This is a genomic window from Actinomadura sp. NPDC049382 (assembly GCF_040677125.1).
GTDB classification, from domain to species: domain Bacteria; phylum Actinomycetota; class Actinomycetes; order Streptosporangiales; family Streptosporangiaceae; genus Spirillospora; species Spirillospora geliboluensis.
Window position 1 is genome coordinate 1 of sequence record NZ_JBFARO010000003.1, and the last position, 23,694, is coordinate 23,694.

The following is a 23,694-nucleotide window of genomic DNA, read 5'->3' on the forward strand; positions in this document are numbered from 1 at the left end:
GTGTCACAGTGTTCGAGGACGTCGTGGTCATGGGTCACCATGACGGCCGCCACGCCATGCTGCCGCGACTCGCGGGCGAGCAGCCGGACTGACGCGTCAGCGGTGGCGGACGGCGCCCGGGAAGTGCGAGGCGAGGAGGTCGGGGGACTCCTCGCGGCCGTCCAGGACGCGGTTGGTGCGGTCGACGGCGCGCCAGCCCCGGTCGGTGCGGCGCAGGCGCCAGTGGTTGGCGGTCGCGCGGCGCAGCACGAAGCCGTCCTTGTTGACGATCATGAGGGTGTAGCCGACGGCGGTGGCCTCGTCGCCGTCCACGGTGACGTGCGGCGGGCCGACGACGTGGGCGCAGCCGCCGGAGATCCAGCGCTGGTGGTTGCCGGACCGGACCATCGCCTCGATCTCGTCCGCGCCGCGCATGAGGATCTCGTCCACGTCGTAGACGCCGTCCTCCTCCCACAGGCCGGCGACCTCGGCGGCGCAGCCGCTGTCGACGAGCGGGCCGTAGGACAGGATCAGCCGGGTGATCTCCCGCTCGTCCTCCAGCGCGCGCAGGCGACCCTCCAGGGCGGCCAGGCGGTCCTCGACGGTCACAGCTTCTCCTCGAAGGTCAGCCCGTAGGCGCCGGACAGCTCGCGCAGCGCGGCGAGCTGCTCGCAGTAGTGCTCGGCGGACGAGGACGCGAACTTGACGCCCGCGATGGTCGCGCCCGCCTCGCGGAGCCGGGCCAGGGCGGTCCCTGCGGCCTCCGGGTCGCCCAGCGGGTCCAGCGGGCGGGACGGGGCGAGCACCACGTCGAACCCGGACGGGACGTCGGCGTCGGCGAGCATCTCGGCGAGCGTCTTCAGCGGCAGCCCGAACGGGACCCAGCCGTCGGCGGTCAGCGCGCGGCGCAGGGAGCGCCCCGACCGGCCGCCGATCCACAGCGGGAGCCGCTCCTGGACGGCGTGCGGCTCTACGACCAGGTCCTCGAAGGCGTAGTGCGGGCCGCGGTACTCGGGGACGCGCCGCCCGAGGGCGGCCCGGAGTGCGGCGAGCGCGTCGTCGGCGCGGGCGCCGCGCCCGGCGAAGGGCGCGCCGAGCAGGTCGAACTCCTCCTCCAGGCTGCCGACGCCGAGCCCGAGCACGAGCCGGCCGCCGCTGACCCGGTCGAGCGTCCCGTACCGCTTGGCGATGGCGAGCGGGTGGTGGTAGCCGAGCACGAGGACCTGCGTGGCGAGCCGGATCCGGGACGTCCGGGCGGCGAGGTAGCCGAACGTGGCGAGCGGGTCCCAGTAGACGCCGCCGCGCTGCTCGGCCGCCTCGGCGGGGACGGCGACGTGCTCGCTGCAGGTGACGTGGTGGTAGCCGAGGCGGTCGGCCGCCTCCGCGATCCGGGCGATCTCCTCGATTCCCGCGTCCCGCTCCCATGCGGCGTTGCCGGGCGGCGGCTGCGCCACCACCGGCGTGACGATACCGACACGCATCGTTGCTCCCCTCCTCGGCAGGAAAACGTTCTATCACGGGGTTCGCGGCGCCCCGGGCGGCGGATCCCGCAGGGTGGACTTCGCTGACCTGGTCTTATGGGGGGTCTTCCCATGGCAACAAGCGGTTGCTACATTCCAGGTAACAAGAATTCATTTCAGTCATGTTCTGGGAGGTGCGATGACCGAGGCGATGATTCGCGGGGCAGCGACGCCGGAGGCCATGACGGCGGAGGGCCTCACGGGTCCGGAGCTGAGCGGCGCGCGGCGGGAGTCGCCGCCGTCGATGATCGAGCGGATGACGCTGATCCTGGACGCGTTCAACGGGCCCACCGCCCGGCTGACCCTGGAGGACGTCGCGCGCCGCACCCGGCTGCCGCGCTCGACCGCGCACCGCATCCTGGACCAGCTCGTCCGGCAGCGCTGGCTCGCGCACCACTCGTTCGGCTACGGCCTCGGCCAGCGCGCCCTCGGCCTCGGCGGGCAGGACGGCGGGCACGGCAAGATCCGCGAGGCGGCGGCGCCGCTGCTGCACGAGCTGCAGGTCACCACCGGGCTCGTCGCGCACCTGGCCGTGCTGGACGGCGCCGAGGTCTTCTACCTGGACAAGCTCGGCGGGCGCCTCGCCACCTCGGTGCCGTCGCGGGTCGGCGGGCGCGCCCCGGCGCACTGCACCGCGCTCGGCAAGGCGATGCTGGCCTGGCTGGAGCCCGAGCAGGTCGACGCGCTGCTCGGCCCGGAGATCACCCGGTTCACCAACCGGACGATCGGCGAGCTCGGCACGCTGCACCAGGAGCTGCACCGCATCCGGCAGCGCCGCGGGCTGGCGTTCGAGCGCGGCGAGTCGTTCCCCGGCATCGCCTGCGTCGCCGCCGCGATCCGCAGCGCCGAGGGCCCGGTCGCCGGCATCTCGCTGGTCGGCGACATCCGGACGCCGCTGGAGAACGTCGCCCCGCTGGTGGTCACCGCCGCCCGCGAGACCGCCCAGATCCTCTTCCCCGGCTCGGCGCCCGGCGCCGAGCGCCCGCGCGGCCGGCGCGGGATCCGCCGCGCCGGCGAGGCGCCGACCTGGTCGCCGGAGACGATGAACCGGCTGCTCGCCGTGGACGGACGCGGCGATTGGATGTGAGCGGCCCCGGAGACGGCGCCCGGCGCCGCGGTGCCGGGGGCGGGGCTCAGCCCCAGCCCCACCGGTCGCCGAGGCCCCAGGGGTCCGGGGCGATCGGCGCGTCCGGCTCGCCGACGCCGAACCGGCTGCGGAAGAACACCATCGGCCGCCGCCACGCGCCGTCCCGGACGTCGTGCCGCTCGACCTGGAGCACCCGCCCGATCACCACCTCGTGGTCGCCGGCCTCGTGCACGTCGTGGACGACGGCGTGAACGGCCAGCAGGACGTCTGGCAGCGTGGGCGCACCCCACGCGGACACGCCCCAGTCCAGCCCCTCGAACTTGGCGCCCCGGCTGGAGCCGAAGCGCTCGCACAGGTCGCGCTGCTCCTCGCCGAGCACGTTGACGCAGAAGTGCTCCGCCGCGCGGATCCGCGGCCAGGACCGGCCGCGCTTGTCCGCGCAGAACAGGATCAGCGGCGGTTCCAGGGACACCGACGCGAACGACTGGCAGGCGAACCCGACCGGTTCGCCGCCCTCGCAGGCCGTGATCACGGTGACCCCGGTCGCGAACTCCGCCATGGCCTTCCGGAACTCCGCCGGGTCCGGCGCGGCGGCGTCGGAGGGCGTGCGGCCGTTCTCTGCGGTCAGCGCTGGCTCGGCAGGCATCTGTTCCCCTCGGGGCTCGGTGGGCGGGACGGTCCCCGTCAGCGTCCCTCGTCGTCGACGTCCAGGTTCAACAACAACATGTCCGTGAACAATGCCCTATAAGCAGCAATGTCCGATAAGCAGGGTCGGAGCGGTGCCGTTCCCGGCGCCGGTCGAGGCCGACCGTAGGCATGCCCCGGACGGCCGGCGCGCACCGATCCCGATGAGTGGAAGCGCGCGCGGAGGCGCCCCCGGACGGCCCCGCTGGGACCCGCGTCCCGCTGATCGGGATCCGCGGGGTGACCTTGCCCCGACCAGAATTACGTTCACGTCAAGCCACCGTCGAAGGACTGGGAGATCATGCCTGCGGAGCTGACCTACGAGTCGACGTTGCGCGAGCTCGCCACCGACCAGGGCGTCCTGCGCTACCACGAGGCCGGCGACGGCCCGCCGCTGCTGATGCTGCACGGGTCCGGTCCCGGCGTGACCGGCTGGCGCAACTTCCGCGGCAACCTCGCCCGGTTCGCCGAGCACTTCCGGTGCCTGGTCCTGGAGTTCCCCGGGTTCGGGGTCAGCGACCCGACCGACGAGCACCCGATGATGGCCGCCGGCGGTTCGGTGATCCGCTTCCTGGACGGCCTCGGCCTGTCCCAGGTCGACGTGATCGGCAACTCCATGGGCGGCATCATCGGCGCCCAGGTGGCGCTGGAGCACCCCGACCGCGTCGGCCGCCTCGTCACGATCGGCGGCATCGGCCGGAACGTCTTCAGCCCGTCGCCGGGCGAGGGCATCAAGCTGCTGATGGAGTTCACCGACGAGCCGAGCCGCGAGCGCCTCGTCCGCTGGCTGCACTCGATGGTCTACAACCCGCGGATCGTCACCGAGGAGATGATCGAGGAGCGCTGGCGGCAGGCCACCGACCCCGAGACCCTCGCCGCCGCGCGCCGCATGTACGGGTCGAAGGCGATGGCCGCCCGCGCCAAGGCGATGGCCGCCTCCGACGAGCCGCCCTACTGGGCGATGCTCCACAAGCTCAAGGCCAAGACCCTCATCACGTGGGGCCGGGACGACCGGGTCAGCCCGGTCGACATGGCGCTCATCCCCATGCGGACGATCCCCGACGTCCAGGTGAACATCTTCCCGAACTGCGGGCACTGGGTGATGATCGAGCAGAAGGCCGCGTGGGAGAGCGCCGTCCTCGCCTTCCTGACGACCAAGGAGCAGGGATGAGCGACGGCGTGGAGTGGGACCACGAGTACGACCTCGTCATCGTCGGCAGCGGCGGCGGCGGGATGACCGCCGCCCTCACCGCGCACGACGTCGGCATGTCCGCGCTGATCGTCGAGAAGGGCAAGCGGTTCGGCGGCTCCACCGCCGTCTCCGGCGGCGGCATCTGGATCCCGAACAACCCGACGCTGAAGGCACGCGGGCACAACGACAGCCGCGAGTCGATCCGCGCCTACCTGGACGAGCTCACGCAGGGCCGCGTCCCCGGGGAGCGTCTGGACGCCTTCATCGACAACGGCCCCGCCGCGATGGAGCTCATCGGCAAGAGCAAGTGGATGCAGTTCTTCTGGACGAAGGGCTACGCCGACTACCACCCCGAGTACGAGGGCGGCCGCCCGCTCGGCCGGTCCATCGAGGCCAAGCCGTTCGACACCCGCAAGCTCGGCGAGGACGAGAAGTACCAGCGGCCGAACAGCATGAAGGGCCCGCTCGGCCTGTGGATCACCGCGAAGGACTACCACGACCTCGCGATGGCCAAGCGCACCTGGGCCGGCCGGCGCGCGTCGCTGGTCGCGGCGTGGCGCGTCTCGTCCAACATGGTCCGCCGCCGGCACATGTCGACCGGCGGCCGGGCCCTCGCCGCCCGGCTCCGGATGGCGCTGAAGGACGCCGGGATCCCGCTCTGGCTGAAGACCACCATGACCGAGCTGGTCACCGACGACGACGGCCGCGTCACCGGCATCGTCGCGACCCGCGACGGTGAGACGGTCCGCCTCCGCGGCCGCAAGGGCGTCCTGCTCGCGACGGGCGGGTTCGACCACAACCAGGAGATGCGCGACAAGTACCTCCCGAAGGGCGGCCAGGAGGACTTCGCGATGGGCGCCCGCGAGAACACCGGCGACGGCATCCGCGCCGGCGAGAGCGTCGGCGGCGCCCTGGACCTGATGGACGACGCCTGGTGGATGCCGGCCGTCCGGCACCCGGCCGGCGCGGTCATCCCGCTGCTGTCGGAGCGGTGCATCCCGCGGTCGGTGATCGTCGGCCAGGACGGCCGCCGGTTCACCAACGAGTCGGCCCCCTACGTCAACTTCGTGCACGACCAGCTCGAGGGCGGGCACGTCCCCTGCTGGTTCGTGATGGACGCCAAGGCCCGCGCCCGCTACCCGTTCGCGCAGATCCTGCCGGGCGCGCCGATCCCGAAGGCGTTCTACGACAAGGGCATCGCGTTCAAGGCCGACTCGCTGGAGGAGCTCGCCGGGAAGATCGGCGTCCCGGCGGACGCGCTGGCCGACACCGTCCAGAAGTTCAACGGGTACGCCCGCGCGGGCAAGGACCCCGAGTTCGGCCGCGGCGACTCCGCCTACGACCGCTACTACGGCGACCCCAACCTGAAGAACCCGAACCTGGACGTCATCGAGGGCGGCCCCTACTACGGCTTCCGGATGGAGGTCGGCGACCTCGGCACCAAGGGCGGCCTCGTGTCGGACGAGCACGCCCGCGTCCTGCGCGAGGACGGCTCCGTCATCGAGGGCCTGTACGTGACGGGCAACTCGTCGGCGTCGGTGATGGGCAACGAGTACGCCGGCCCCGGCGCGACGATCGGCCCGTCCATCGTGTTCGGCTACATCGCGGCGCGGCACGCCGCCGGAAAGGCCCCGGAACGGTCATGACGGCTCTGAAGGCGCGGGTGGTGGAGGTCGTCCGGGAGACGGCCGACGCGCACTCGCTCGTCCTCGAACCCGCCGAGGGCGACCGGGACCGGTTCGCCTACCGCCCCGGGCAGTTCCTCACGGTCCGGGTCCCGGCCGAGGACGGCTGGGCGGCGCGCTGCTACTCGCTGTGCAGCTCGCCGCTCACCGACGACCGGCTGAAGGTCACGGTCAAGCGGGTCGCCGGCGGTCTCGGGTCCAACTGGATCTGCGACAACGTCACCGCCGGCGACGTGCTGGAGGTGCTGCGCCCGGCGGGGACGTTCACCCCGGCGTCGCTCGACGAGGACCTGCTGCTCGTCGCGGGCGGCAGCGGCATCACCCCGGTGATGTCGATCCTGAAGTCGTGCCTGGCCGGCGGGACCGGCAAGGTCGTGCTGCTGTACGCGAACCGGGACGAGAAGTCGGTGATCTTCGCGGCGGAGCTGCGGGAACTGACCGAGCGGCACCCCGACCGGCTCACGGTCGTCCACCTGCTGGAGTCGGTGCAGGGGCTGCCGACCCCGGCCGTCCTGCGGTCGCTGGCCGCGCCCTACACCGGGCGGCAGGCGTTCGTGTGCGGGCCCGAGATCTTCATGGACCTCGTCACCGGCACGTTCACCGACCTCGGCGTCCGCGTCCACGTCGAGCGCTTCTTCTCGCTGGAGAACGACCCCTTCGAGGAGCCCGAGGACCCCCCGGAGGACACCGGGGACGCCGGCGAGGTCGAGGTCGAGATGGACGGGGAGACCCGCACCGTCCCCTGGGCGAAGTCGGAGCGCCTCCTCGACGCGCTGCTGCGCGCCGGCGTCGACGCCCCGTTCTCCTGCCGGGAGGGCAACTGCTCGGCCTGCGCCTGCATCCGGCTGGAGGGCGAGGTCACCCTGGACGCCAACACGGTCCTCGACGAGCAGGATCTCGCCGACGGCCTCATCCTCGCCTGTCAGGCGAGGCCGGTCACCGACCGGCTGAAGATCACCTACGACGGCTGAAACACATCACGGGAGACAGGCGATGGCGAACCGCGTGCTTGACACGATCATGGAGAGGGCGGAGCAGATCCGCGAGCTGGGGCCGGCCAACGAGGCCCTCGGCCGGCTGGACGACAAGGCCGCGTCGATCCTGCGGGAGGCCGGCGCGATCCGGCTGCTCCAGCCGAAGGAGTACGGCGGCCTGGAGGTCCACCCCCGCGAGTTCGCCGAGACGGTGATGGGGATCGCGTCCCTGGACGGCTCCACCGGCTGGATCGCCGGCATCGTCGGCGTCCACCCGTGGGAGATGGCCTACGCCGACCCGAAGGTGCGCGAGGAGATCTGGGGCGCCGACCCCGACACCTGGATCGCCTCCCCGTACGCGCCGATGGGCATCGCCCGCCCGGTCGACGGCGGCTACGTCTTCAACGGCCGCTGGCAGTTCTCCTCCGGCACCGACCACTGCGACTGGATCTTCCTCGGCGCGATGCTCGGCGACGACGAGGGCAAGATGGCGCAGCCGCCGCGGTCGCTGCACATGATCCTGCCCCGCTCCGACTACGAGATCGTCGAGGACTCGTGGGACGTCGCCGGGCTGAAGGGCACCGGCAGCAAGGACATCATCGTCAAGGACGCCTTCGTCCCGGCCTACCGGACGCTGGAGTACTCCAAGGTCGTCGACGGGTCCGCGCCGCGCGAGGCCGGGCTGACCAATCCGTCCTACCTGATGCCGTTCTCCTGCGTGTTCCCGCTCGGCATCACCTCCGCGGTGATCGGCATCGCCGAGGGCGCGCTGCACCACCACCTCGCCTACCAGCGCAACCGCGTCCAGATCACCGGCACCAAGATCAAGGACGACCCGTACGTGCTGTACGCGATCAGCGAGGCCGCCGAGGAGATCAAGGCGTCGCGGACCGCGCTGCTCGACAACTGCTCGCGGATGTACGACATGGTCGCCGCCGGGCACGTCCCGACGTTCGCCGAGCGCGCCGCCGGCCGCCGCACCCAGGTGCGCGCCGCGTGGCGGGCCTGCCAGGCGATGAACGAGATCGTCGTCCGCTCGGGCGGCAACGCGATGCGCAACGACAACCCGATCCAGCGCTTCTGGCGGGACGCGCACGTCGGCCTCGCCCACGCGATCCACGTGCCGGGCTCCGTCTACCACGTGTCGGCCCTGACGGACCTGGACATCGAGCCGCCCCAGGGCCCGATGCGCTCGATGATCTGACCGTCCTCCAGATCCCCCCGCCCCCCTAGACGGCGTGCCGTGGTCGGAGCGCCTTCACGACCACGGCACGCCTTCCAATCGGGTCAGTCCAGGAGCCCGAGTTCGGCGACGAGCTTGGGCGTCCAGATGACCCGCCCCAGGAACTTCTCGGCCTCCGGGTGCGTGACCAGCCAGACGATGGCCGCGCCCGGGGCCTCCTCCGGCGTCGCCTCGAAGCCCTTGCCCTTGAGGGCGTCGATCCCGCCGCGCGCGGCGCCCGCGTCCGTGACCACGAAGCCGGGGTCGAGGTTGAACGCGCGAATCCCGCGCCCCCGGTACTCGGCGTTGACCGCGCCCGCGAGCCGCCCGAACGCCGCCTTGGACGCCGAGTACGCCACGCCCCAGCCGCCCTCGCCGGGTGGCGCCGGCGGGTCGCTGGTGGCCGACCCGGAGCACAGGTTCACGATCGTCCCGCCGCCCTGCTCGACCATCGCCGGGAGGACGGCCTGGAGCAGGACGATCTGGTTCAGGTAGTTGCCGGCGGCGACCTGCTCGGCCACGTCCACGTCCAGGTCGAGGAACCGCTCGTGGGTGCCCGGGATGTGCGCCACCGCGTTGTTGACCAGGACGTCGACCCGTTCCCACGCGTCCAGCACGGTCCGCGCCGCGGCCCGGACGCTCTCCCGGTCGAGCAGGTCCATGCGCACGGGCAGGGCCCGCGCGCCGAGCGCCTCGATCTCCGCCCGCGTCCGCTCCAGGCTGCCGGGGACGGGGATCGCCGCAGCAGTGCCCTGGCGCGGCGGGATCCGGCCCTCGCCCTCCGCGACGGTCCGCGCGGTGAACGCGACGTCGTGCCCGGCGGCGGCCAGCGCGAGCGCCGTCCGCCGGCCGATTCCCCGGCTCGCCCCGGTCACCAGCGCGACCGGTCTCGTTGCTGTCATCACCGGATGATGACATCCGCCGCCCGGCCGGACCGGCGCGCGGTTCTCACTGAGCGGGAAGCCACCGGCACGCCGCCTCGCCGGTTTGGCAGGTTGAGCATGGACCGCCGTCCGCGCGGGCCGCGACACCGAAGGGATCGAGGACAGTGACGCAGATCCGAGGGCTGGGTTATCTCAAGGTCCAGACCCGCCACATCGACCGCTGGCGCGAGTTCGCCCTCGACGGGCTCGGATTCGCCGAGGGAAGCGGCCCGAATCCCGAGGGCCTGTACCTGCGCATGGACGAGCGCCGGTCGCGCCTGCAGGTGCTGCCCGGCGACAGCGACCGGGTGCTGGCCGTGGGCTGGGAGGTCCGCGACCAGTTCGCGCTGGCCGCCGTCCGCGAGGCCGTCGAGAAGTCCGGGACGGCCGTGACGGCGCTGTCGGCCGAGGAGGCCGCGGAGCGCGACGCCGAGGAGGTCATCGCGTTCACCGACCCGGGCGGCACGCCCGTCGAGGTGTTCTTCGGCCCGGTGCTCGACCACAGCCCGGTCCGCACCGGCTTCGCGCAGACGTTCGTCACCGGCCCGATGGGCATGGGCCACGTCGTCCTGCCGACGCCGAACTTCGCCGAGACCGTCACGTTCTACAACGAGGTCCTCGGGTTCCTGCCGCGCGGCGCGATGAAGGTCGGCGGCGGCGCCGTCCGCATCCGCTTCATGGGCGTCAACCAGCGGCACCACAGCCTCGCGATCTGCCCGGCCCCGCACGACGGCGACCCGGGCCTCGTCCACCTGATGGTGGAGGTCGACACCCTCGACGCGGTCGGCATCGCGCTCGACACCGTCAAGGAGAAGGGCTTCTCCATCTCCTCCACGCTCGGCCGGCACACCAACGACAAGATGGTGTCGTTCTACGTCCGGGCCCCCGGCGGCTGGGACGTCGAGTACGGCTGCGAGGGCATGCTCGTGGACGAGACGTACTACACCGCCGAGGAGATCACGAAGGACAGCTACTGGGGCCACGACTGGTCGGGGTCCGAGCCGCTGGCCGCGTTCACCCCGCGGAAGAAGGGCTGACGCCGATGGCCAAGCCCTCGGTGGAGCCGGTCGGCGCCGCGGAGGTCGAGTTCGACCACGAGTGCGACGTGCTCGTGGTCGGCTTCGGAGCGGCCGGCGCCGCCGCGGCGTACGAGGCCGCGGCGGCGGGCGCCGACGTGCTCGTCCTGGAGCGGTCGAGCGGCCCCGGCGGGACGTCCGCGCAGTCCGGCGGGGAGCTGTACCTCGGCGGCGGCACGCGGGTGCAGCAGGCGTGCGGCTTCGACGACACGCCGGACGACATGTTCGCCTTCCTCAAGGCGGCGCTCGGCCCGCACGCCGACGAGGAGAAGCTGCGGCTGTACTGCGACGGCAGCGTGGAGCACTTCGAGTGGTTCCGCGCGCGCGGCGTCCCGTTCAAGGAGAGCCTGTTCGAGGCGCCGTGCTGGATGCCGTACACCGAGGACGGCCTGATGTGGCTCGGTGAGAACGCCTGGCCGTACAACACGATCGCCCGGCCCGCGCCGCGCGGCCACCGGCCGGAGACCCCGATGTTCGCCGGCGGGATCCTGATGGAGAAGCTGATCGCGGCCGTCGCGGAGGCGGGCGCCGTCACCCACCAGGACACCTACGCCACGAACCTCGTCGTGGACGGCTCCGGCCGCGTCACGGGCGTCGTCGCGCGCAAGTTCGCCGACACGGTCGTGTACCGGGCGCGCAAGGGCGTCGTCCTCACCTCCGGCGGGTTCGTCGACAACGAGGAGATGCTCGCCGACCACGCCCCGGTGCTGCTCGGGCACGACAAGGTCAGCGACGGCAGCAGCGACGGGTCCGGCATCCGGATGGCGACCGCGCTCGGCGCCGCGACCCGCCGGATGGCGGCGGTGGAGATCGCGCTCACCGCCAACCCCGCCGTCATCTGCCGGGGCATGCTCGTGGACGGCCTCGGCCGCCGCTTCATCAACGAGGACGTCTACCCGGGCCTGTTCAGCCACCGGGCCGTCCAGCACCAGCCCGGCCCCTACTGGGCGATCATCGACGAGACCGGGCACGACGAGATCTCCGAGGCCGACATGTGGGGCGTCCGCCCCAAGCACGCGGCGGAGACCCTCGCCGAGCTGGAGGAGTCTCTCGGCCTGCCGCCCGGCTCGCTGGAGGCGACCGTCGAGACCTACAACCGGTTCGCGGAGCGGGGCGAGGACCCCTACTTCCACAAGGACCCCAAGTGGCTGCGCCCGCTGAAGGGGCCGTTCGCGGCGATCGACCCGGCCGACGGGTTCTTCGGCGCGGGCAGGCACGGCGCCGGGACGGGCGCCGCCGGGTTCACCCTCGGCGGCCTGGACACCACCGTGGACGGCGAGGTCCGCAACCACTCCGGCGAGCCGATCCCCGGCCTGTACGCGGCGGGGCGCACGGCCGCCGGCATCCACGGCGAGGGCTACATCAGCGGGACGTCCCTCGGCGACGGCACCTTCTTCGGCCGCCGCGCCGGACGGGCCGCCGCAGCATCTTCGAACTGAGAGGTATTGCATGAAGTACGCCGTCCTGCTCCCCGTCGCAGCGGGCGTGACCGCCGATCCGGCCTGGATCGGCGCGTACGTCCGGCACGCCGAGGCCTGCGGCTTCGAGTCGGTCGGCGCGGTCGAGCACGCGGTGGTGGCGAGCGGCTACTCCAGCGTCTACCCGTACGACACGTCCGGGAAGATGGAGCTGGCCGACGACCTGGACATCCCCGACCCGCTGGACCTGCTCGCGTTCCTCGCCGGGCAGACCTCGCGGATCGGGCTCGCCACCGGCGTGCTCGTCCTGCCCAACCACCACCCGGTGGTGCTGGCCAAGCGGCTCGCGACGATCGACGCGCTGTCCGGCGGGCGGCTGCGGCTGGTCGTCGGCATGGGCTGGATGCGCGAGGAGGTCGAGGCGTGCGGCGCCGACTTCGACTCGCGCGGCCGCCGCGCCGACGAGCAGCTCCAGGTGCTGCGCAAGCTGTGGGCCGACACCGCCCCCGAAGGCGCGACCCACGACGGGGAGTTCTTCCAGTTCAAGGGTGCGATGAGCTACCCGAAGCCCGTTCAGGAGGGCGGCGTGCCGATCCACGTCGGCGGCCACACCAAGGCCGCCGCGCGCCGCGCCGGCCGCTACGGCGACGGGCTCCAGCCGCTCGGCGTCGCCGGTGACGAGCTCAAGGCCCTCATCGCGCTGATGCGGGAAGAGGCCGAGAAGAACGACCGCGACCCCGACGCCCTCGAACTGACGCTCGGGCACACCTTCGCCGGGATCACCCCGGAGAAGTCGGAGAAGCTCGCGGCCCGGGGCGCGAGCCGCCTCGTCCTGCGCGGCAACCCGACCACGGATCTGAACGAGGCCAAGGACGAGCTGTCGGCCTGCGCCGAGCGCCTGGGCCTGGCATGACGCTGGGAGTCGTGGACCAGATCGCCCTCGGCGATCTGGTCGCCCGGTACGCCCTCCACGCCGACCGCCGCGAGATCGACGCGATGGCGTCCCTGTTCACCGAGGACGCGGTGCTCGTCCTGCCGGACGCCCCGAACGACCTCGACCCGGTGCGCACCTTCACCGGACGCGAGGCCATCACGGCGACGCTGTCGGTGCTGAACAGCATCCCTGTAACGTTCCACGCCCTCGCCGGGCAGGTGTTCGACGTCGGCTCCGAGCCGGGCACGGCCACCGGCGAGATCGCCTGCGTCGCCCACCACCTGACGTCCCGCGAGGACGGCAAGGTGTCCGACCAGGTCTGGCACTGCCGCTACACCGACACCTACCGCCTGGACGGCCAGACCTGGCGGATCGCCCGGCGCGAGCAGCGCATCGACTCGATCGAGACCCGTCCCGTCCGGAGGTGGCGCGGTGAGTGAGAGCCCGCGGGTCAGCGTCGTCACGGGCGGCGCGCTCGGCATCGGCGGCGCGATCTCCCGCCGGCTGGCCGCCGGCGGCGACCTGGTGATCCTGAACGACATCGACGCGGACGCCGCCGCCCGCGCCCAGGCCGCCATCGAGGAGGCGGGCGGGCGCTGCGTCACCGTCATCGGCGACATCGTCGAGGACGAGACGATCGCGAACGTCGTGGCGGCGATACCGGGCCACGTCGACGTCCTGGTCAACAACGTGGGCGACTTCCGCCCGGCCGCGCCGTCCTTCCAGGACAGCACGCCCGACCAGTGGCAGCGCCTCTACGAACTGAACCTGCTGCACGTCTTCAAGCTCACCCACGCGCTGCTCCCCGGCATGATCGAGCGGCGCTCCGGCAGCATCGTCAACAACTCCACGGTCGAGGCGTTCCGCGGCATCCCGCAGCACCCGGTGTACTCGGCGTTCAACGCGGGCGTGTCGGCGTTCACCCGCAGCCTCGCCGTGGCGGTCGGCCGGCACGGCGTCCGCGTCAACGCCATCGCCCCCGACCTCGCCAACACCGAGCAGACTCCCGTCGAGTGGATGCGGCGCGGCTACGACGAGGGCCTGGAGCACACCTGGGTCCCGCTGGCCCGCTTCGGCGAGCCCGACGACTACGCCGCCGTCGTCGCGTTCCTGGCGTCCGACGACGCCCGCTTCGTCACCGGCCACACGATCCCGGTCGACGGTGGCACGCTCGCCGCGTCGGGCTGGTTCGTCCGCGCCGACGACCAGGGCTGGACCAACCGCCCCCACCGCGCCTAGCGACGCCAACGCATCAACCAGGCTCTTCCTCGTCGGCCTGGCGCTCGTACTCGTCCCACTGGCTCCCTTCGAGCCGCCGTCGTCCTGAATCTCCACCCGCGGCCGCGCGGACAACGAGAGCAGGGTCACCCGCTGGCGCTGTGCCGGACTGCGTTGGTGACGACCTCGCAGACCAGCAGGTCCACATCGTCCAGGACACCGCCCGAGCACACCCGCTCGGTGTACACCTTGTCCCACACGATCACCGGGTCACCCGGCGATCAGTTCGGCCGCCACCGGCGCCGACCGCGCCGGCGTCCGGTGAGCGGCGTCCCACAGGTACGACCACCCGCCCGGGTCCTGGACGACGAGCAGCGCCATCGACCGCCGCCGCGATACCACCGGCACCGCCAACACGGGCTCGGCCCGCCCGTGCATGTACAACACCGAGCCCCGCCCGAGGCCGCGCAGGCTCACCATCAGCCACGGCGCGTCGTTGGCGGGCGCGAAGTCATGCGGGAGCAGCTTCCTAGAGGAAGAAGCGGACATTTCCGGGTGTAATCGGGTGTTCACGCACCTTCGTGCCGACGCGCTCAGCCCGAGCGCATCCGCTTCCTTGATCGCGGCGGTGAGAGACGGGCATCAAGGAGGAGCAGGATGACCACATCACACCGCACTCAGTGGCGGAAGAGCAGCCGTAGCAGCGGCAACGGTCAATGTGTCGAGGTCGCCGACCTCTCGGTGGGAATCGGCGTGCGGGACAGCAAGGCCCCTGCCACTGGGCGCCTGAACTTGACCCCCGAGGCCTGGGCGGTCTTCCTGACGCAGGTGAAGACCGGGTACTACGACCGTTGAACCATCTGCGCCGCTAGGTTCTCTGATGGTCCGTCTGCGGGGGAGTTCCGTCCGCGGGCACCGGACATCCGCTCGGGCGGTAAGTCATCCCCATCCTCTAGTTCCCGCAGTGATCGCCCTTGTGCGGCCATCGGCCTTGCGGGTCATTCTTCTGTTCCATTGCGGTGAGCGCTTGTCGTGGTGTGCGCACGGACGCTTGACGGCGGGGGCGGCGGCACGGAGGATCGATCCAGTCGCATGCAAGCCGACGCATGCGCTGGTGCCGGAGGTCAGCATGGCTCTGGAGTTCTACGGCAAGGACGACACCAGCAAGAACCAGGGCTCGCCGGCCGTCTTCCTGGACCGTGCGAGGGGGGAACTCGTGATCCAGGGGTGGACGGAGACCGATGCAGCCGTGCTGGCTGAGATCTCGTCCTACAGCCGCACGGCCGAGAACGAGTCCTCGGTGCGAGTTCCTGCGCGCATGAAGCCGATGATATTGAAGGCCTTGGAGGCGCTCGATGGGGACGCCGCTGACCAACGAGAAGTTTGAAGACCTTCTCGCCGCAGCGACCAGCTCCGCCGTCCACCTTGAGTTGCGTGACGCCTACATGGCGGATGCTGCTTTCGTGGAGTGGCTTGAAACCGGAACCGTGTCCACCGATGCCAACGATGAGTGGTGGATATCGACGGTCGGGAAGGCGGTTTCGAGAGGGGTTGATGTCCGACGGGCGCGGATAGTTTCCGAGCCGCTCTCTGATTACACTCGCTGGCTCTGGGAATGTACGGCGTCGGTTAACTTGACGGCGGGGGAGCAGGTGCGGTGGCTGCCTCGCCATCGGACCGCCGGCCTGCTGACGCCGCCAAGCGACTTCTGGGTCTTCGACTCTGCCGTCCTTGTATGGAATCACTTCGCCGGGGACGGAGAATGGGCCGGTAACGAAGTGACCCGCGATAAATCCTTGGTCGCACAGTGCTCCACCGCTTTCACGGCCGTGTGGCAGCGGGCGACCGACCACGGTGAGTACCGGCCCTCCTGACGTCCATCCATGTCGATCCCCCCGTCATCATCCATCCAGCGGGCCCGTGAGGCACTGGCCGTCCGGCTGCGGGAGATCCGTCTGGATTCCGGTCTATCGGCCCGGGAGGTGGCGGCCGCGTGCGGCTGGCACGAGTCGAAATGCAGTCGAATGCAGAGCGGTCGGCAGGCCGTTACAGACTCCGACATCAGGGCATGGTGCGCGGCATGCGGAGCAGATGAACGGGTCGCGGCCGAACTGGTGTCGATCAATCGCCAACTCGACTCGGCTTATGTGGAGTGGCGGCGCATGCAGCGTGGCGGCCTGAAGCGCCTGCAGGATGCCGTGATGCCACTGTGGGAGCAAACCGCGAGTTTCAGGATCTACGAGCCGGGTGTTGTGCCCGGCTTTCTGCAGACCGAGGGCTACGCCGGGGCAGTGCTCGCCAGGATAGCCGACTTCTTCTCGCTTCCCGGTGAAGGTGACGAGGCGGCCAAAGCGAGAATCGATCGACAACGGCTGCTCTATGACGGGGGCCGCCGTTTTGCGGTCGTCATCGAGGAGTCGGTGTTGCGCACAAGCTTTGGCGGCGTTGACGTGATGGCCGGACAACTGGGCCATCTGCTCGACATCATGACTCTTCCGTCTGTATCACTCGGCATTATTCCGTTCTCTGTTTTTCGCGCCATGTGGCCGGTCGAGGGTTTTTGGATCCTGGATGAGGAGCAGGTCGTCATCGAGACCGTCTCCGCGAAGATCACAGTGCGGCAGGCCGGCGAACTCGACCTTTACCGGAGAACCTTCTCCGAACTCTCCTCGATGGCGGTTCACGGTCGGGCCGCACGCAGTCTGATCACGGCGGCGATCGCTGCTCTCTGAGTCCGTGTGCAAGTTCACGCAAGTCTCTGGCGTGGTCGATGAGCGGCTTTCTAGCGTCCTTGCCATGAGCTTCGGCGCACCGGACGGCCGGAGAGTCACCGTCCGCCGGTCGCAGATGAGGAGAAGGCCATGTCCGTCATGACCGCGCGTCCAGGTCCGGCTGCCACCGACCCCGAGAGACTGATCAGCGCCGACCTGTTCGGTCGGCTGGTGACCCGCATCGTCCGCGAAGAGCACGTCAGCACCGAGGAGGCCGAGCGGGTTCTGCACCAGGCGTTGGCCTTCTTGATGGCGTGCGCTCTCAATCCCGGCGCCGGGCTGGCCCCGTCCAAGTCCGTGGACGTCGGATGGCACGCCTTCGTCCTCCACACCCGCGAGTACGCCGACTTCTGCCACCGCGTCGCGGGCCGATTCATCCACCACACGCCCGACGACCGGAGCGAGACCGGCAGTGGAGGAGCCTCCATCAGGGCTACCGTGGCCGCCATGGAACAGGCTGGGCTGCACGTCGACCCCGACCTGTGGGAGACGGCCGGTGACTGCAGCCAGTGTTACCAGGGCTGCCACGACTCCCCGAAGGCGGGATGAGTGTGGGGAACCCTCAGTGGGAGGGGCTTCCCGGTGGGGTGCGGGCAGCCGTGGAGGAGCGGTTCGGGACGGTGCTCAAGGCTGAGGTCGCGGAGCGCGGGATCATGCCGGGGGTGGCTGCGAGGCTTCATGTGGAGGGCGCCGGCGGTGTCTTCCTCAAGGGGATTGCGGCCGACGAGCCCGCCGCTCGTCTCTATGCGCGTGAGCAGGCGGCGAACCTCGCGCTCGCGTCGGCCGTTCCGGCCCCTCGGATGCTGTGGTGTGCCGATGTCGGCGGTTGGGTCCTGCTGGTGTTCGAGTTCATCGGCGGCGCGCGGAGCGCTGACCTGGCGCCCGGGTCTCCGGATCTGCCCAGCGTGATCGATGCCCTGTCGCGACTCGGAGGGCCGGGCGGGGAACTGCCCTGCGTCTCGGTCAACCTGGATGTTCTGCAGAAGACGGCGGCTGCTCTGTTGGGCGAGAACCTGTGCGGGCGACGGCGGGGCATGTACGCGGAGGCTCTTGAAGGGTTGTCCGTGGAGTCACTGCAGGGGGAGACCCTGCTGCACTATGACCTGCACAGCGGGAACCTGCTCATCGCCGGTCAGGGGATTTATGTCATCGACTGGTCGTTCGCATGTCGGGGGCAGGCTTGGATCGATGCCGCGCTGCTCGTCCCCCGGCTGATCGAGGCTGGACACAGCCCCGCCCAGGCGGAAGCGCTTGTCGCCCCACACCCTGCTTGGAGGGCGGCTCCAGCTGATGCGGTCACTGGGCTGGGAGCGCTGTGGACGATGTTCCGCGAGTACAAGGCCATGCACGGGCCGGAGGAAGCACGCGGCTTTCGCGCTAAAGCGGCGCAGGCGGGTCGTGCCTGGGTCGTCTACCGGATGGCGTGACGGAGGGCGGGGACGCGCGAAGGTCGATGCGGGGGTGTCGTTAGACCAGGTGGCAGGCCACGTGGTGGCCGTCGGCGGTTTGGCGTAGTTTCGGTTCTTCCTCGGCGCAGCGGTCGGTGGCGAGGGGGCAGCGGGTGCGGAAGCGGCAGCCGCTCGGGGGATCGATCGGGGACGGTAGTTCCGACTGCTCCTGCTCCGCCGCGTCCTGTGGGGCGTCCGGTACCGAGGCGAGGAGCAGTCGCGTGTAGGGGTGCAGCGCCGACCCGGCCAGCGCGCCCGACGGGACGACCTCGCACACCTTCCCCAGGTACATCACCATGATCCGGTCGCTGACGTTCTTCACCACGGCGAGGTCGTGTGCGATGAAGATCATGCTGAGGCCGAGCCGCTCCCGCGTCGCCTCCAGCAGGTTGAGGATCTGCGCCTGCACCGACACGTCCAGGCTGGACACCGGCTCGTCGCAGATCAGCACCTGCGGGTCGAGCAGCAGCGCGCGGGCGATGCAGACGCGCTGGCACTGGCCGCCGGACAGCTCGTGCGGACGGCGGTCCCATACGGTCGCCGGGTCGAGGCCGACCGCCTCCAGCGCTGCCTCGATCGCGGCCCGGTCCGGCTTGCCGCCCCACACGACGGGCCCCTCGGCGACGAGGTCGGCGACCTTGCGGCGCGGGTTCAGCGCGGCGACCGGGTTCTGCAGGATCATCTGCATGCGGCGGCGGCGCTCGCGCAGCGCGGCGCGGCCGAGGCCGGTCAGCTCGGTGCCGTTCAGCTTCACCGAGCCGGCGGTGGGCGGCGGGAGCTGCATCACGGCGCGGCCCGCGCTGGACTTGCCGCAGCCCGACTCGCCGAGGATGCCGAGCGTCTCGCCGTCCAGCAGGTCGAAGCTGATGCCGGAGACGGCGTGCACGGTCCGGCCGCGTCCCGCCGGGAACTCGACGACGAGGTCCTCGACGGACAGGACGCGCTCGCCGTCGCGCAGGTGGGTGGTTCCGGTGCCGGCCATCAGGCGCCTCCGATGCTGACGGGGTGGTGGCAGGCGACGGCGTGGCCGCCGTCCGCGACGAGGTCGGGGGCCGTGTCGCAGGCCGCCGTCGCGTACCGGCAGCGGGGCGCGAACCGGCAGCCGGGCGGCGGCGCCGCCATGTTCGGCGGGGCGCCGTCGATCGCCTGGAGCGGGGAGTGCGGCGGGTCGGCGAGGCGCGGCACGGACGCCAGCAGCGCCTCGGTGTAGGGGTGGCGGGGGCCGCCGAACAGCGCCTCGGCCGGGGCCAGCTCCGCGAGCCGTCCCGCGTACATCACCGCGACCCGGTCGGCGCGCCCGGCGACGACCGCGAGGTTGTGGCTGATCAGCACGATCGCCGTGCCGAGCTCGGCCTGGAGCCGGCCGAGCAGGTCGAGGATCTGCTTCTGCACGGTGACGTCCAGCGCGGTCGTCGGCTCGTCCGCTATCAGCAGCGACGGCTCGCCGGCCAGCGCGACCGCGATCACGACGCGCTGCCGCATGCCGCCGGACAGCTCGTGCGGGTACTGGCCGAGGCGGCGGCGCGGCTCGGGGATGCCGACCAGCCGCAGCAGCTCCTCGGCCCGGTCGCGGGCGGCGGCGCGGGACAGGCCCCGCATGCCCTCGGTGAGGTGCCGGCCGACCTTCTTGACGGGGTTGAGCGCGGTCGACGGGTCCTGGAAGACCATGCCGACCTCCGACCGCCACAGCCGCCGGCGCCCGGCGGCCGAGAGCGCGTGCACGTCCTTGCCCGCGAGCACGACCTTGCCCGACACCGTCATCGTCGGCCCGGAGGTGTAGAGGCCCATGACGGTCCGGCCGAGCACCGACTTGCCGGAGCCCGACTCGCCGACGATGCCGAACATCTCTCCGGGGCGGACGGTGAAGGACACGCCGTCCACCGCCTTGAGCGGGCCCCGGGCGGTGCGGATCTCGGTGCGCAGGTCCTCGACCGTGAGAAGGGGGCTGTCGTTCATAACCGCTCCTAGAGCTTCGCCTGGCGGGGGTCCCAGCGCTTGCGGGCCTTCTCGCCGATGAGGTTGAACGCGAAGACGGTCAGGAAGAGCGTGATGCCGGGCACCAGCACGATGTGCGGGTACCGGGTGAAGGCGTCGTTCTCCTCGCCCTCGGCGATCATGTTGCCCCAGGACGGCGCGGGCGGCTGGACGCCGAGGCCGAGGAAGCTCAGCGACGCCTCGGCGACGATCAGCACCGACACCATCACCATGCCGTAGGACGCGAGCGGCAGCAGCACGTTCGGCAGCAGCTCCCGCGTCATGATCCGCCACCGGGAGGCGCCGATCGCCTCCGCCGCCGTGACGAACTCGCGCTGCGCGAACGCCAGCGTGCTCGCCCGCGCCATCCGGATCATGCTGGGGATCGCCAGCAGCGACAGCGCGACGGAGATGTTGCGCAGGTTCGGCTCCAGCACGGTGCCGAGCGCGATGAGCAGGATCAGCGGCGGCACGGCGAGCAGCGCGTTCGTCAGCACCCCGACGCCCGCGTCGGTGGCGCGCCCGAAGTAGCCGGCGACGATCCCGACCGTCCCGCCGACGACGATGCCGATCGCGACCGCGCCGAGCGACACCACGAGCGACGACCGCGCCCCGTACACGACGCGGGACAGCTGGTCGAGGCCGAAGTTGTTGGTGCCGAGCGGGTGCGAGGTGGACAGGTCGGGGACGGCCATGCCGGGCGTCCCGAGCGTCTTGACGATGTCCTGGTGCTCGCCGAGCGGCAGCGCCGGCGCCAGGACCGCCGCCCCGACCAGCAGGACGAGCCACACCGCGCACAGCCAGAACATGAGGTCGAAGGAGGCGCCGAACAGGTCCCGCCCGGCCGCGTTCAGGCCGGCGTAGGCGGCGGCGAGGCCCGCGACGACCGCGGCGGCCTGCGTCCAGCCGTCGCCCGCGAGGACCGTCACCGACAGCCCGAACACGGCGAGCCCTGCGGCGGCCAGGGCCCCGCCCCACCAGCGGCCCGCCGGCCGCGACGCGGCCGGCGCTACGGAGATGTCAGACATGTGCCCGCCTGATTCGTGGGTCGAGCCGGCCGTAGGACAGATCGATCAGCGCGTTCACCAGCACGTAGATCAGCGCGATCACGAGCACCGCGCCCTGCACCATCGGCACGTCGCCGGCGTCCGCCGCGCCGATGATCAGCGTGCCCATGCCGGGCAGCGCGAACAGGTACTCCACGATCACCGTGCTGCCGATGAGCCGGCCCAGGCTGATCCCCATCAGCGTGATCAGCGAGAACGACGAGGGGCGCAGCGCGTCCCTGACCAGCACGTGGACCGGCGTCATCCCCTTCGCCTTCGCCGACAGGATGAAGTCCTCCTGCAGCGTCGTGATGAGGTCGCCGCGCAGCACGCGGGTGAACGTCGCCGTCTCCATCAGCGCGATCGTCAGCGCCGGGAGGAACGCGTGGTAGAGGTTGTCGCCGATCCCGTCGCCGAGCCGCGCCCACTCCAGCCGGGGGAACCAGCCGAGCCGCTCGGCGAACAGCGCGATCAGCAGCATGCCGGCGAGGAAGCTCGGCACCGACAGGATCCCGAACGTCCCGGCGCTGACGATCCGGTCGACCAGGCCGCCGGCCCGGTACGCCGACCACATCGCCAGCGGCACCGCCAGCAGCAGCGCCATCAGCATCGCGAGGACCGCCAGCTCGGCGCTCACCGGCAGCGCCGCCGCGACCCGGTCGGCGACCTCGCTGTTCGGCGGGACGAACGAGGTGCCGAGGTCGCCGGTCAGCGCGTCCCCGAGCCACGTCCCGTACCGGACGGGCAGCGGGTCGGTCAGCCCCATCGCCTCCCGCTGCGCCGCGTACTCCGCCGCCGTGTGGCCTTCGCCGAGCACCACCACCGCGGGGTCGCCCGGCATCAGGTCCACCAGCGCGAACGTGCCCATGCTCACGATCAGCAGGACCAGCACCAGCTCGACGAGCCGCCGCACAAGATCACGCGCCATCTTCTAGCCCTTCGCTATCCACGCGTCATCGAGCAGGACCATGCTGTTGACGGTGCCGACGACGCCGTGGACGTCGTCCGTCCAGGCGACGAGTTCGGGTTGCGGGCCGAACACCAGCGCGGGGACGTCCTCGTTCCACTGCTCCTGGACGCGGCCCATGACGGCGCGCTGGTCCTCCAGCGACGCGGCGCCCCGCAGTTCCTCGATCAGCGCGGACATCTTCGGCGTCGTCGGCATCCCGACCGTGAGGTTGCCCTTGCCGTGCAGCGTCGCGTACATGCGCCCGAACGGGCCCGCCTCGCGCCAGCTGATGCCCCAGCCGGACACGTCGTAGCTCTTGCGGACCGACACCTTCGTGATCTGGTCGGCGATCGAGCGGACCAGGTCGAGTTCGACGTCGAAGCCGACGTTCTCCAGCATCGCCTTGGCGGCGAGGGCCGTCGTGCGGGACGCGGGGTCCTGCGCGTCCAGCCAGGTGACCTTGCCGTCGTAGCCGTCCGCCTTCGCCTGCTTGAGCAGCTCGCGGGCCTTGTCCGGGTCGTAGGGGAGCGGCTTGACGCCGGTGTGCCAGACGGAGAACTCGGGGAAGAGCGCGTTGCTCGCGAGGCCCGTCCCGGGGTAGGCGCGCCGGTAGATGACCTCGGGCTGCATGGCGTAGTGCATGGCCTTGCGGACGCGCGGGTCGGCGCCCGGATGGCCGGGGGTCGCGTTGATGACGGCGACGTTGCCGAGCGCGACCATGCTCAGGTAGCCGTGCTTGCCGTCCTTCAGCGCCTTCTGGACGACGACCGGGTCCCGCAGGAACGCCGACTGGATCCGCTCGGTGTTCAGCGTGTCCAGCGCGGCGTTCGGGTCGTCGACGTAGACCATCCGGACGCGGTCCAGGTGCGGCTTGCCGTCCCAGTAGCCGGCCCGCGCCTTCAGGACGGTCTCTTCCTTCGGCTTGTAGCTCTCGAACGTGAACGCGCCCGCGCCGACCGGGGTGAACTTCCCCTTCGCGTCGGACGACTTCGCGACGATCATCCCGGGCCCGGTGGTGAGCATGAACGGGAACGTCGGCCACTTGTGGGCGAGCTTGAACACCACGGTCAGGTCGTCGGGGGTCTCGACGGCCGTGACGTTGTTCTTCCAGAGCGCCGCTTCGTCGGCGCCCTTCTTGACGTAGCGCTCGATGCTCCACTTGACGGCCTGCGCGTCCAGCGGCGTCCCGTCGCTGAACGTGACACCGTCGCGGAGGCTGAGCGTGAACTCGGTGGCGTCGCCGTTCGCCTTCAGGTCCTTGGCGAGTTGCGGGTGGAGTTCGCCGGTCTTGCCGTCCCAGCGCATGAGCACGTCGTAGATGGCGGCCATCTCGACGCCGCCCGTCGATCCCGCGACGATCGTCTCGGCGGGGTCGAGCAGCCCGGCCTCGGCGTAGGCCGCGAACGTCATCGTGCCGCCCTCGGCGGGCCGCCCGCCCCCGGCGTCGCCGATCATGCCGACCCTGTACTCGGCGGGCTTCCCGGCGCCGGCGTCCCGGCCCTCGCCGCCGCTCTGCCACGCGCACGCCGACGCCATCACCGCGACGGCGAGGAGCCCGGCGGCGCGGCGGCTCTTCCCGGAAGTCTTCACGGTC

General features: G+C 71.3%; 26 protein-coding genes. 16 read left to right on the forward strand and 10 right to left on the reverse strand.

Features of this window, described 5'->3' with window-relative positions; translation table 11 throughout:
- Positions 1-96: 96 nt before the first annotated feature.
- Both AB0K34_RS02515 and AB0K34_RS02520 read right to left on the reverse strand, forming a co-directional pair.
- Positions 97-588 (reverse strand): nuclear transport factor 2 family protein, encoded by a 492-nt coding sequence (locus AB0K34_RS02515; RefSeq protein WP_364544813.1) that lies wholly within the window; start codon positions 586-588, stop codon positions 97-99.
- Positions 585-1,460 (reverse strand): TIGR03619 family F420-dependent LLM class oxidoreductase, encoded by an 876-nt coding sequence (locus AB0K34_RS02520; RefSeq protein WP_364544815.1) that lies wholly within the window; start codon positions 1,458-1,460, stop codon positions 585-587. The genes AB0K34_RS02515 and AB0K34_RS02520 overlap by 4 nt, the downstream gene beginning before the upstream one ends.
- A 178-nt stretch (positions 1,461-1,638) precedes the next feature.
- On the opposite strand from AB0K34_RS02520, the gene AB0K34_RS02525 reads away from it, so the two are divergent.
- On the forward strand, positions 1,639-2,586 hold the full coding sequence (locus AB0K34_RS02525) for an IclR family transcriptional regulator (protein WP_240807293.1): 948 nt from the start codon (positions 1,639-1,641) through the stop codon (positions 2,584-2,586).
- 46 nt (positions 2,587-2,632) lie between these two features.
- On the opposite strand, the gene AB0K34_RS02530 is transcribed toward AB0K34_RS02525, so the two are convergent.
- Positions 2,633-3,232, reverse strand: a complete 600-nt coding sequence (locus AB0K34_RS02530) for a flavin reductase family protein (RefSeq protein WP_138635284.1) — start codon at positions 3,230-3,232, stop codon at positions 2,633-2,635.
- Between the two features lie 339 nt (positions 3,233-3,571).
- Here AB0K34_RS02530 and AB0K34_RS02535 point away from each other — a divergent pair, with 339 nt between their 5' ends.
- The 4 genes from AB0K34_RS02535 to AB0K34_RS02550 are packed head-to-tail and all read left to right on the forward strand — an operon-like array spanning position 3,572 to position 8,325.
- Complete coding sequence (locus AB0K34_RS02535; protein WP_364544818.1) at positions 3,572-4,441, forward strand: alpha/beta fold hydrolase; 870 nt, start codon at positions 3,572-3,574, stop codon at positions 4,439-4,441.
- A complete protein-coding gene (locus tag AB0K34_RS02540) occupies positions 4,438-6,108 on the forward strand; it encodes an FAD-binding protein (protein WP_364544820.1) in 1,671 nt (556 codons plus the stop codon). The genes AB0K34_RS02535 and AB0K34_RS02540 overlap by 4 nt, the downstream gene beginning before the upstream one ends.
- Positions 6,105-7,118 carry a ferredoxin--NADP reductase gene (locus AB0K34_RS02545; RefSeq protein WP_364544823.1) on the forward strand — a complete coding sequence of 338 codons (1,014 nt, stop codon included), beginning with the start codon at positions 6,105-6,107 and terminating at the stop codon, positions 7,116-7,118. The genes AB0K34_RS02540 and AB0K34_RS02545 overlap by 4 nt, the downstream gene beginning before the upstream one ends.
- Positions 7,119-7,152: 34 nt before the next feature.
- Positions 7,153-8,325, forward strand: coding sequence for an acyl-CoA dehydrogenase family protein (locus tag AB0K34_RS02550; RefSeq protein ID WP_301174714.1), 1,173 nt, complete (start codon positions 7,153-7,155; stop codon positions 8,323-8,325).
- A gap of 83 nt (positions 8,326-8,408) precedes the next feature.
- On the opposite strand, the gene AB0K34_RS02555 is transcribed toward AB0K34_RS02550, so the two are convergent.
- The gene (locus tag AB0K34_RS02555) at positions 8,409-9,245 is read right to left on the reverse strand and encodes an SDR family oxidoreductase (RefSeq protein WP_364544826.1); all 837 of its coding nucleotides are present in this window, start codon (positions 9,243-9,245) and stop codon (positions 8,409-8,411) included.
- Positions 9,246-9,391: 146 nt separating this feature from the next.
- Between AB0K34_RS02555 and AB0K34_RS02560 the strand changes: the two genes are divergently transcribed.
- The 5 genes from AB0K34_RS02560 to AB0K34_RS02580 are packed head-to-tail and all read left to right on the forward strand — an operon-like array spanning position 9,392 to position 13,933.
- Entirely contained in the window at positions 9,392-10,303 is a 912-nt protein-coding gene (locus AB0K34_RS02560; protein WP_301174712.1) for a VOC family protein, read from the forward strand.
- 5 nt (positions 10,304-10,308) lie between these two features.
- Positions 10,309-11,781: an FAD-dependent oxidoreductase gene (locus AB0K34_RS02565; RefSeq protein WP_138635291.1), complete on the forward strand. Its 1,473-nt coding sequence runs from the start codon at positions 10,309-10,311 to the stop codon at positions 11,779-11,781.
- 10 nt (positions 11,782-11,791) lie between these two features.
- The gene (locus tag AB0K34_RS02570; RefSeq protein WP_364544830.1) at positions 11,792-12,673 is read left to right on the forward strand and encodes an LLM class F420-dependent oxidoreductase; all 882 of its coding nucleotides are present in this window, start codon (positions 11,792-11,794) and stop codon (positions 12,671-12,673) included.
- Between the two features lie 11 nt (positions 12,674-12,684).
- Positions 12,685-13,134 carry a nuclear transport factor 2 family protein gene (locus AB0K34_RS02575; protein ID WP_364544833.1) on the forward strand — a complete coding sequence of 150 codons (450 nt, stop codon included), beginning with the start codon at positions 12,685-12,687 and terminating at the stop codon, positions 13,132-13,134.
- Positions 13,127-13,933: an SDR family oxidoreductase gene (locus AB0K34_RS02580; RefSeq protein ID WP_138635294.1), complete on the forward strand. Its 807-nt coding sequence runs from the start codon at positions 13,127-13,129 to the stop codon at positions 13,931-13,933. The genes AB0K34_RS02575 and AB0K34_RS02580 overlap by 8 nt, the downstream gene beginning before the upstream one ends.
- 249 nt (positions 13,934-14,182) lie before the next feature.
- On the opposite strand, the gene AB0K34_RS02585 is transcribed toward AB0K34_RS02580, so the two are convergent.
- Positions 14,183-14,461 (reverse strand): hypothetical protein, encoded by a 279-nt coding sequence (locus AB0K34_RS02585; RefSeq protein ID WP_364544835.1) that lies wholly within the window; start codon positions 14,459-14,461, stop codon positions 14,183-14,185.
- A 108-nt stretch (positions 14,462-14,569) separates the two neighbouring features.
- Between AB0K34_RS02585 and AB0K34_RS02590 the strand changes: the two genes are divergently transcribed.
- The 6 genes from AB0K34_RS02590 (at position 14,570) to AB0K34_RS02615 (ending at position 18,110) form a co-directional block, all read left to right on the forward strand.
- Positions 14,570-14,767, forward strand: coding sequence for a DUF397 domain-containing protein (locus AB0K34_RS02590; protein WP_138635295.1), 198 nt, complete (start codon positions 14,570-14,572; stop codon positions 14,765-14,767).
- A 274-nt stretch (positions 14,768-15,041) separates the two neighbouring features.
- Positions 15,042-15,299 carry a hypothetical protein gene (locus AB0K34_RS02595; protein WP_138635296.1) on the forward strand — a complete coding sequence of 86 codons (258 nt, stop codon included), beginning with the start codon at positions 15,042-15,044 and terminating at the stop codon, positions 15,297-15,299.
- Positions 15,268-15,786: a DUF6879 family protein gene (locus AB0K34_RS02600; protein ID WP_364544838.1), complete on the forward strand. Its 519-nt coding sequence runs from the start codon at positions 15,268-15,270 to the stop codon at positions 15,784-15,786. Before AB0K34_RS02595 ends, AB0K34_RS02600 begins: the two co-directional genes overlap by 32 nt.
- A gap of 9 nt (positions 15,787-15,795) precedes the next feature.
- On the forward strand, positions 15,796-16,644 hold the full coding sequence (locus tag AB0K34_RS02605; protein WP_138635298.1) for a helix-turn-helix transcriptional regulator: 849 nt from the start codon (positions 15,796-15,798) through the stop codon (positions 16,642-16,644).
- Positions 16,645-16,773: 129 nt separating this feature from the next.
- Complete coding sequence (locus tag AB0K34_RS02610) at positions 16,774-17,232, forward strand: hypothetical protein (protein ID WP_364544841.1); 459 nt, start codon at positions 16,774-16,776, stop codon at positions 17,230-17,232.
- A gap of 50 nt (positions 17,233-17,282) precedes the next feature.
- Entirely contained in the window at positions 17,283-18,110 is an 828-nt protein-coding gene (locus AB0K34_RS02615; protein ID WP_364544844.1) for a phosphotransferase, read from the forward strand.
- Between the two features lie 40 nt (positions 18,111-18,150).
- On the opposite strand, the gene AB0K34_RS02620 is transcribed toward AB0K34_RS02615, so the two are convergent.
- From AB0K34_RS02620 to AB0K34_RS02640, 5 genes are read right to left on the reverse strand one after another with little or no spacing between them, the layout of a single operon-like run.
- Positions 18,151-19,113, reverse strand: coding sequence for an oligopeptide/dipeptide ABC transporter ATP-binding protein (locus tag AB0K34_RS02620; protein WP_364544846.1), 963 nt, complete (start codon positions 19,111-19,113; stop codon positions 18,151-18,153).
- On the reverse strand, positions 19,113-20,087 hold the full coding sequence (locus AB0K34_RS02625; protein ID WP_138635301.1) for an ABC transporter ATP-binding protein: 975 nt from the start codon (positions 20,085-20,087) through the stop codon (positions 19,113-19,115). Before AB0K34_RS02625 ends, AB0K34_RS02620 begins: the two co-directional genes overlap by 1 nt.
- 8 nt (positions 20,088-20,095) lie before the next feature.
- Positions 20,096-21,133: an ABC transporter permease gene (locus AB0K34_RS02630; protein WP_138635302.1), complete on the reverse strand. Its 1,038-nt coding sequence runs from the start codon at positions 21,131-21,133 to the stop codon at positions 20,096-20,098.
- Positions 21,126-22,079: an ABC transporter permease gene (locus AB0K34_RS02635; protein ID WP_364544851.1), complete on the reverse strand. Its 954-nt coding sequence runs from the start codon at positions 22,077-22,079 to the stop codon at positions 21,126-21,128. The genes AB0K34_RS02630 and AB0K34_RS02635 overlap by 8 nt, the downstream gene beginning before the upstream one ends.
- 3 nt (positions 22,080-22,082) lie before the next feature.
- Positions 22,083-23,690, reverse strand: coding sequence for an ABC transporter substrate-binding protein (locus AB0K34_RS02640; RefSeq protein WP_364544854.1), 1,608 nt, complete (start codon positions 23,688-23,690; stop codon positions 22,083-22,085).
- Between the last annotated feature and the right edge of the window lie 4 nt (positions 23,691-23,694).

Bases quoted from the DNA above. Each gene is read 5' to 3' on its own strand.
- AB0K34_RS02630 (WP_138635302.1), bottom strand. From the start codon at position 21,133: ATGTCTGACATCTCCGTAGCGCCGGCCGCGTCGCGGCCGGCGGGCCGC.
- AB0K34_RS02555 (WP_364544826.1), bottom strand. From the start codon at position 9,245: ATGACAGCAACGAGACCGGTCGCGCTGGTGACCGGGGCGAGCCGGGGA.
- AB0K34_RS02625 (WP_138635301.1), bottom strand. From the start codon at position 20,087: ATGAACGACAGCCCCCTTCTCACGGTCGAGGACCTGCGCACCGAGATC.
- AB0K34_RS02525 (WP_240807293.1), top strand. From the start codon at position 1,639: ATGACCGAGGCGATGATTCGCGGGGCAGCGACGCCGGAGGCCATGACG.
- AB0K34_RS02620 (WP_364544846.1), bottom strand. From the start codon at position 19,113: ATGGCCGGCACCGGAACCACCCACCTGCGCGACGGCGAGCGCGTCCTG.
- AB0K34_RS02545 (WP_364544823.1), top strand. From the start codon at position 6,105: ATGACGGCTCTGAAGGCGCGGGTGGTGGAGGTCGTCCGGGAGACGGCC.
- AB0K34_RS02585 (WP_364544835.1), bottom strand. From the start codon at position 14,461: ATGTCCGCTTCTTCCTCTAGGAAGCTGCTCCCGCATGACTTCGCGCCC.
- AB0K34_RS02520 (WP_364544815.1), bottom strand. From the start codon at position 1,460: ATGCGTGTCGGTATCGTCACGCCGGTGGTGGCGCAGCCGCCGCCCGGC.
- AB0K34_RS02635 (WP_364544851.1), bottom strand. From the start codon at position 22,079: ATGGCGCGTGATCTTGTGCGGCGGCTCGTCGAGCTGGTGCTGGTCCTG.
- AB0K34_RS02530 (WP_138635284.1), bottom strand. From the start codon at position 3,232: ATGCCTGCCGAGCCAGCGCTGACCGCAGAGAACGGCCGCACGCCCTCC.
- AB0K34_RS02595 (WP_138635296.1), top strand. From the start codon at position 15,042: ATGGCTCTGGAGTTCTACGGCAAGGACGACACCAGCAAGAACCAGGGC.
- AB0K34_RS02535 (WP_364544818.1), top strand. From the start codon at position 3,572: ATGCCTGCGGAGCTGACCTACGAGTCGACGTTGCGCGAGCTCGCCACC.
- AB0K34_RS02540 (WP_364544820.1), top strand. From the start codon at position 4,438: ATGAGCGACGGCGTGGAGTGGGACCACGAGTACGACCTCGTCATCGTC.
- AB0K34_RS02600 (WP_364544838.1), top strand. From the start codon at position 15,268: ATGGGGACGCCGCTGACCAACGAGAAGTTTGAAGACCTTCTCGCCGCA.
- AB0K34_RS02605 (WP_138635298.1), top strand. From the start codon at position 15,796: ATGTCGATCCCCCCGTCATCATCCATCCAGCGGGCCCGTGAGGCACTG.
- AB0K34_RS02590 (WP_138635295.1), top strand. From the start codon at position 14,570: ATGACCACATCACACCGCACTCAGTGGCGGAAGAGCAGCCGTAGCAGC.
- AB0K34_RS02570 (WP_364544830.1), top strand. From the start codon at position 11,792: ATGAAGTACGCCGTCCTGCTCCCCGTCGCAGCGGGCGTGACCGCCGAT.
- AB0K34_RS02565 (WP_138635291.1), top strand. From the start codon at position 10,309: ATGGCCAAGCCCTCGGTGGAGCCGGTCGGCGCCGCGGAGGTCGAGTTC.
- AB0K34_RS02610 (WP_364544841.1), top strand. From the start codon at position 16,774: ATGTCCGTCATGACCGCGCGTCCAGGTCCGGCTGCCACCGACCCCGAG.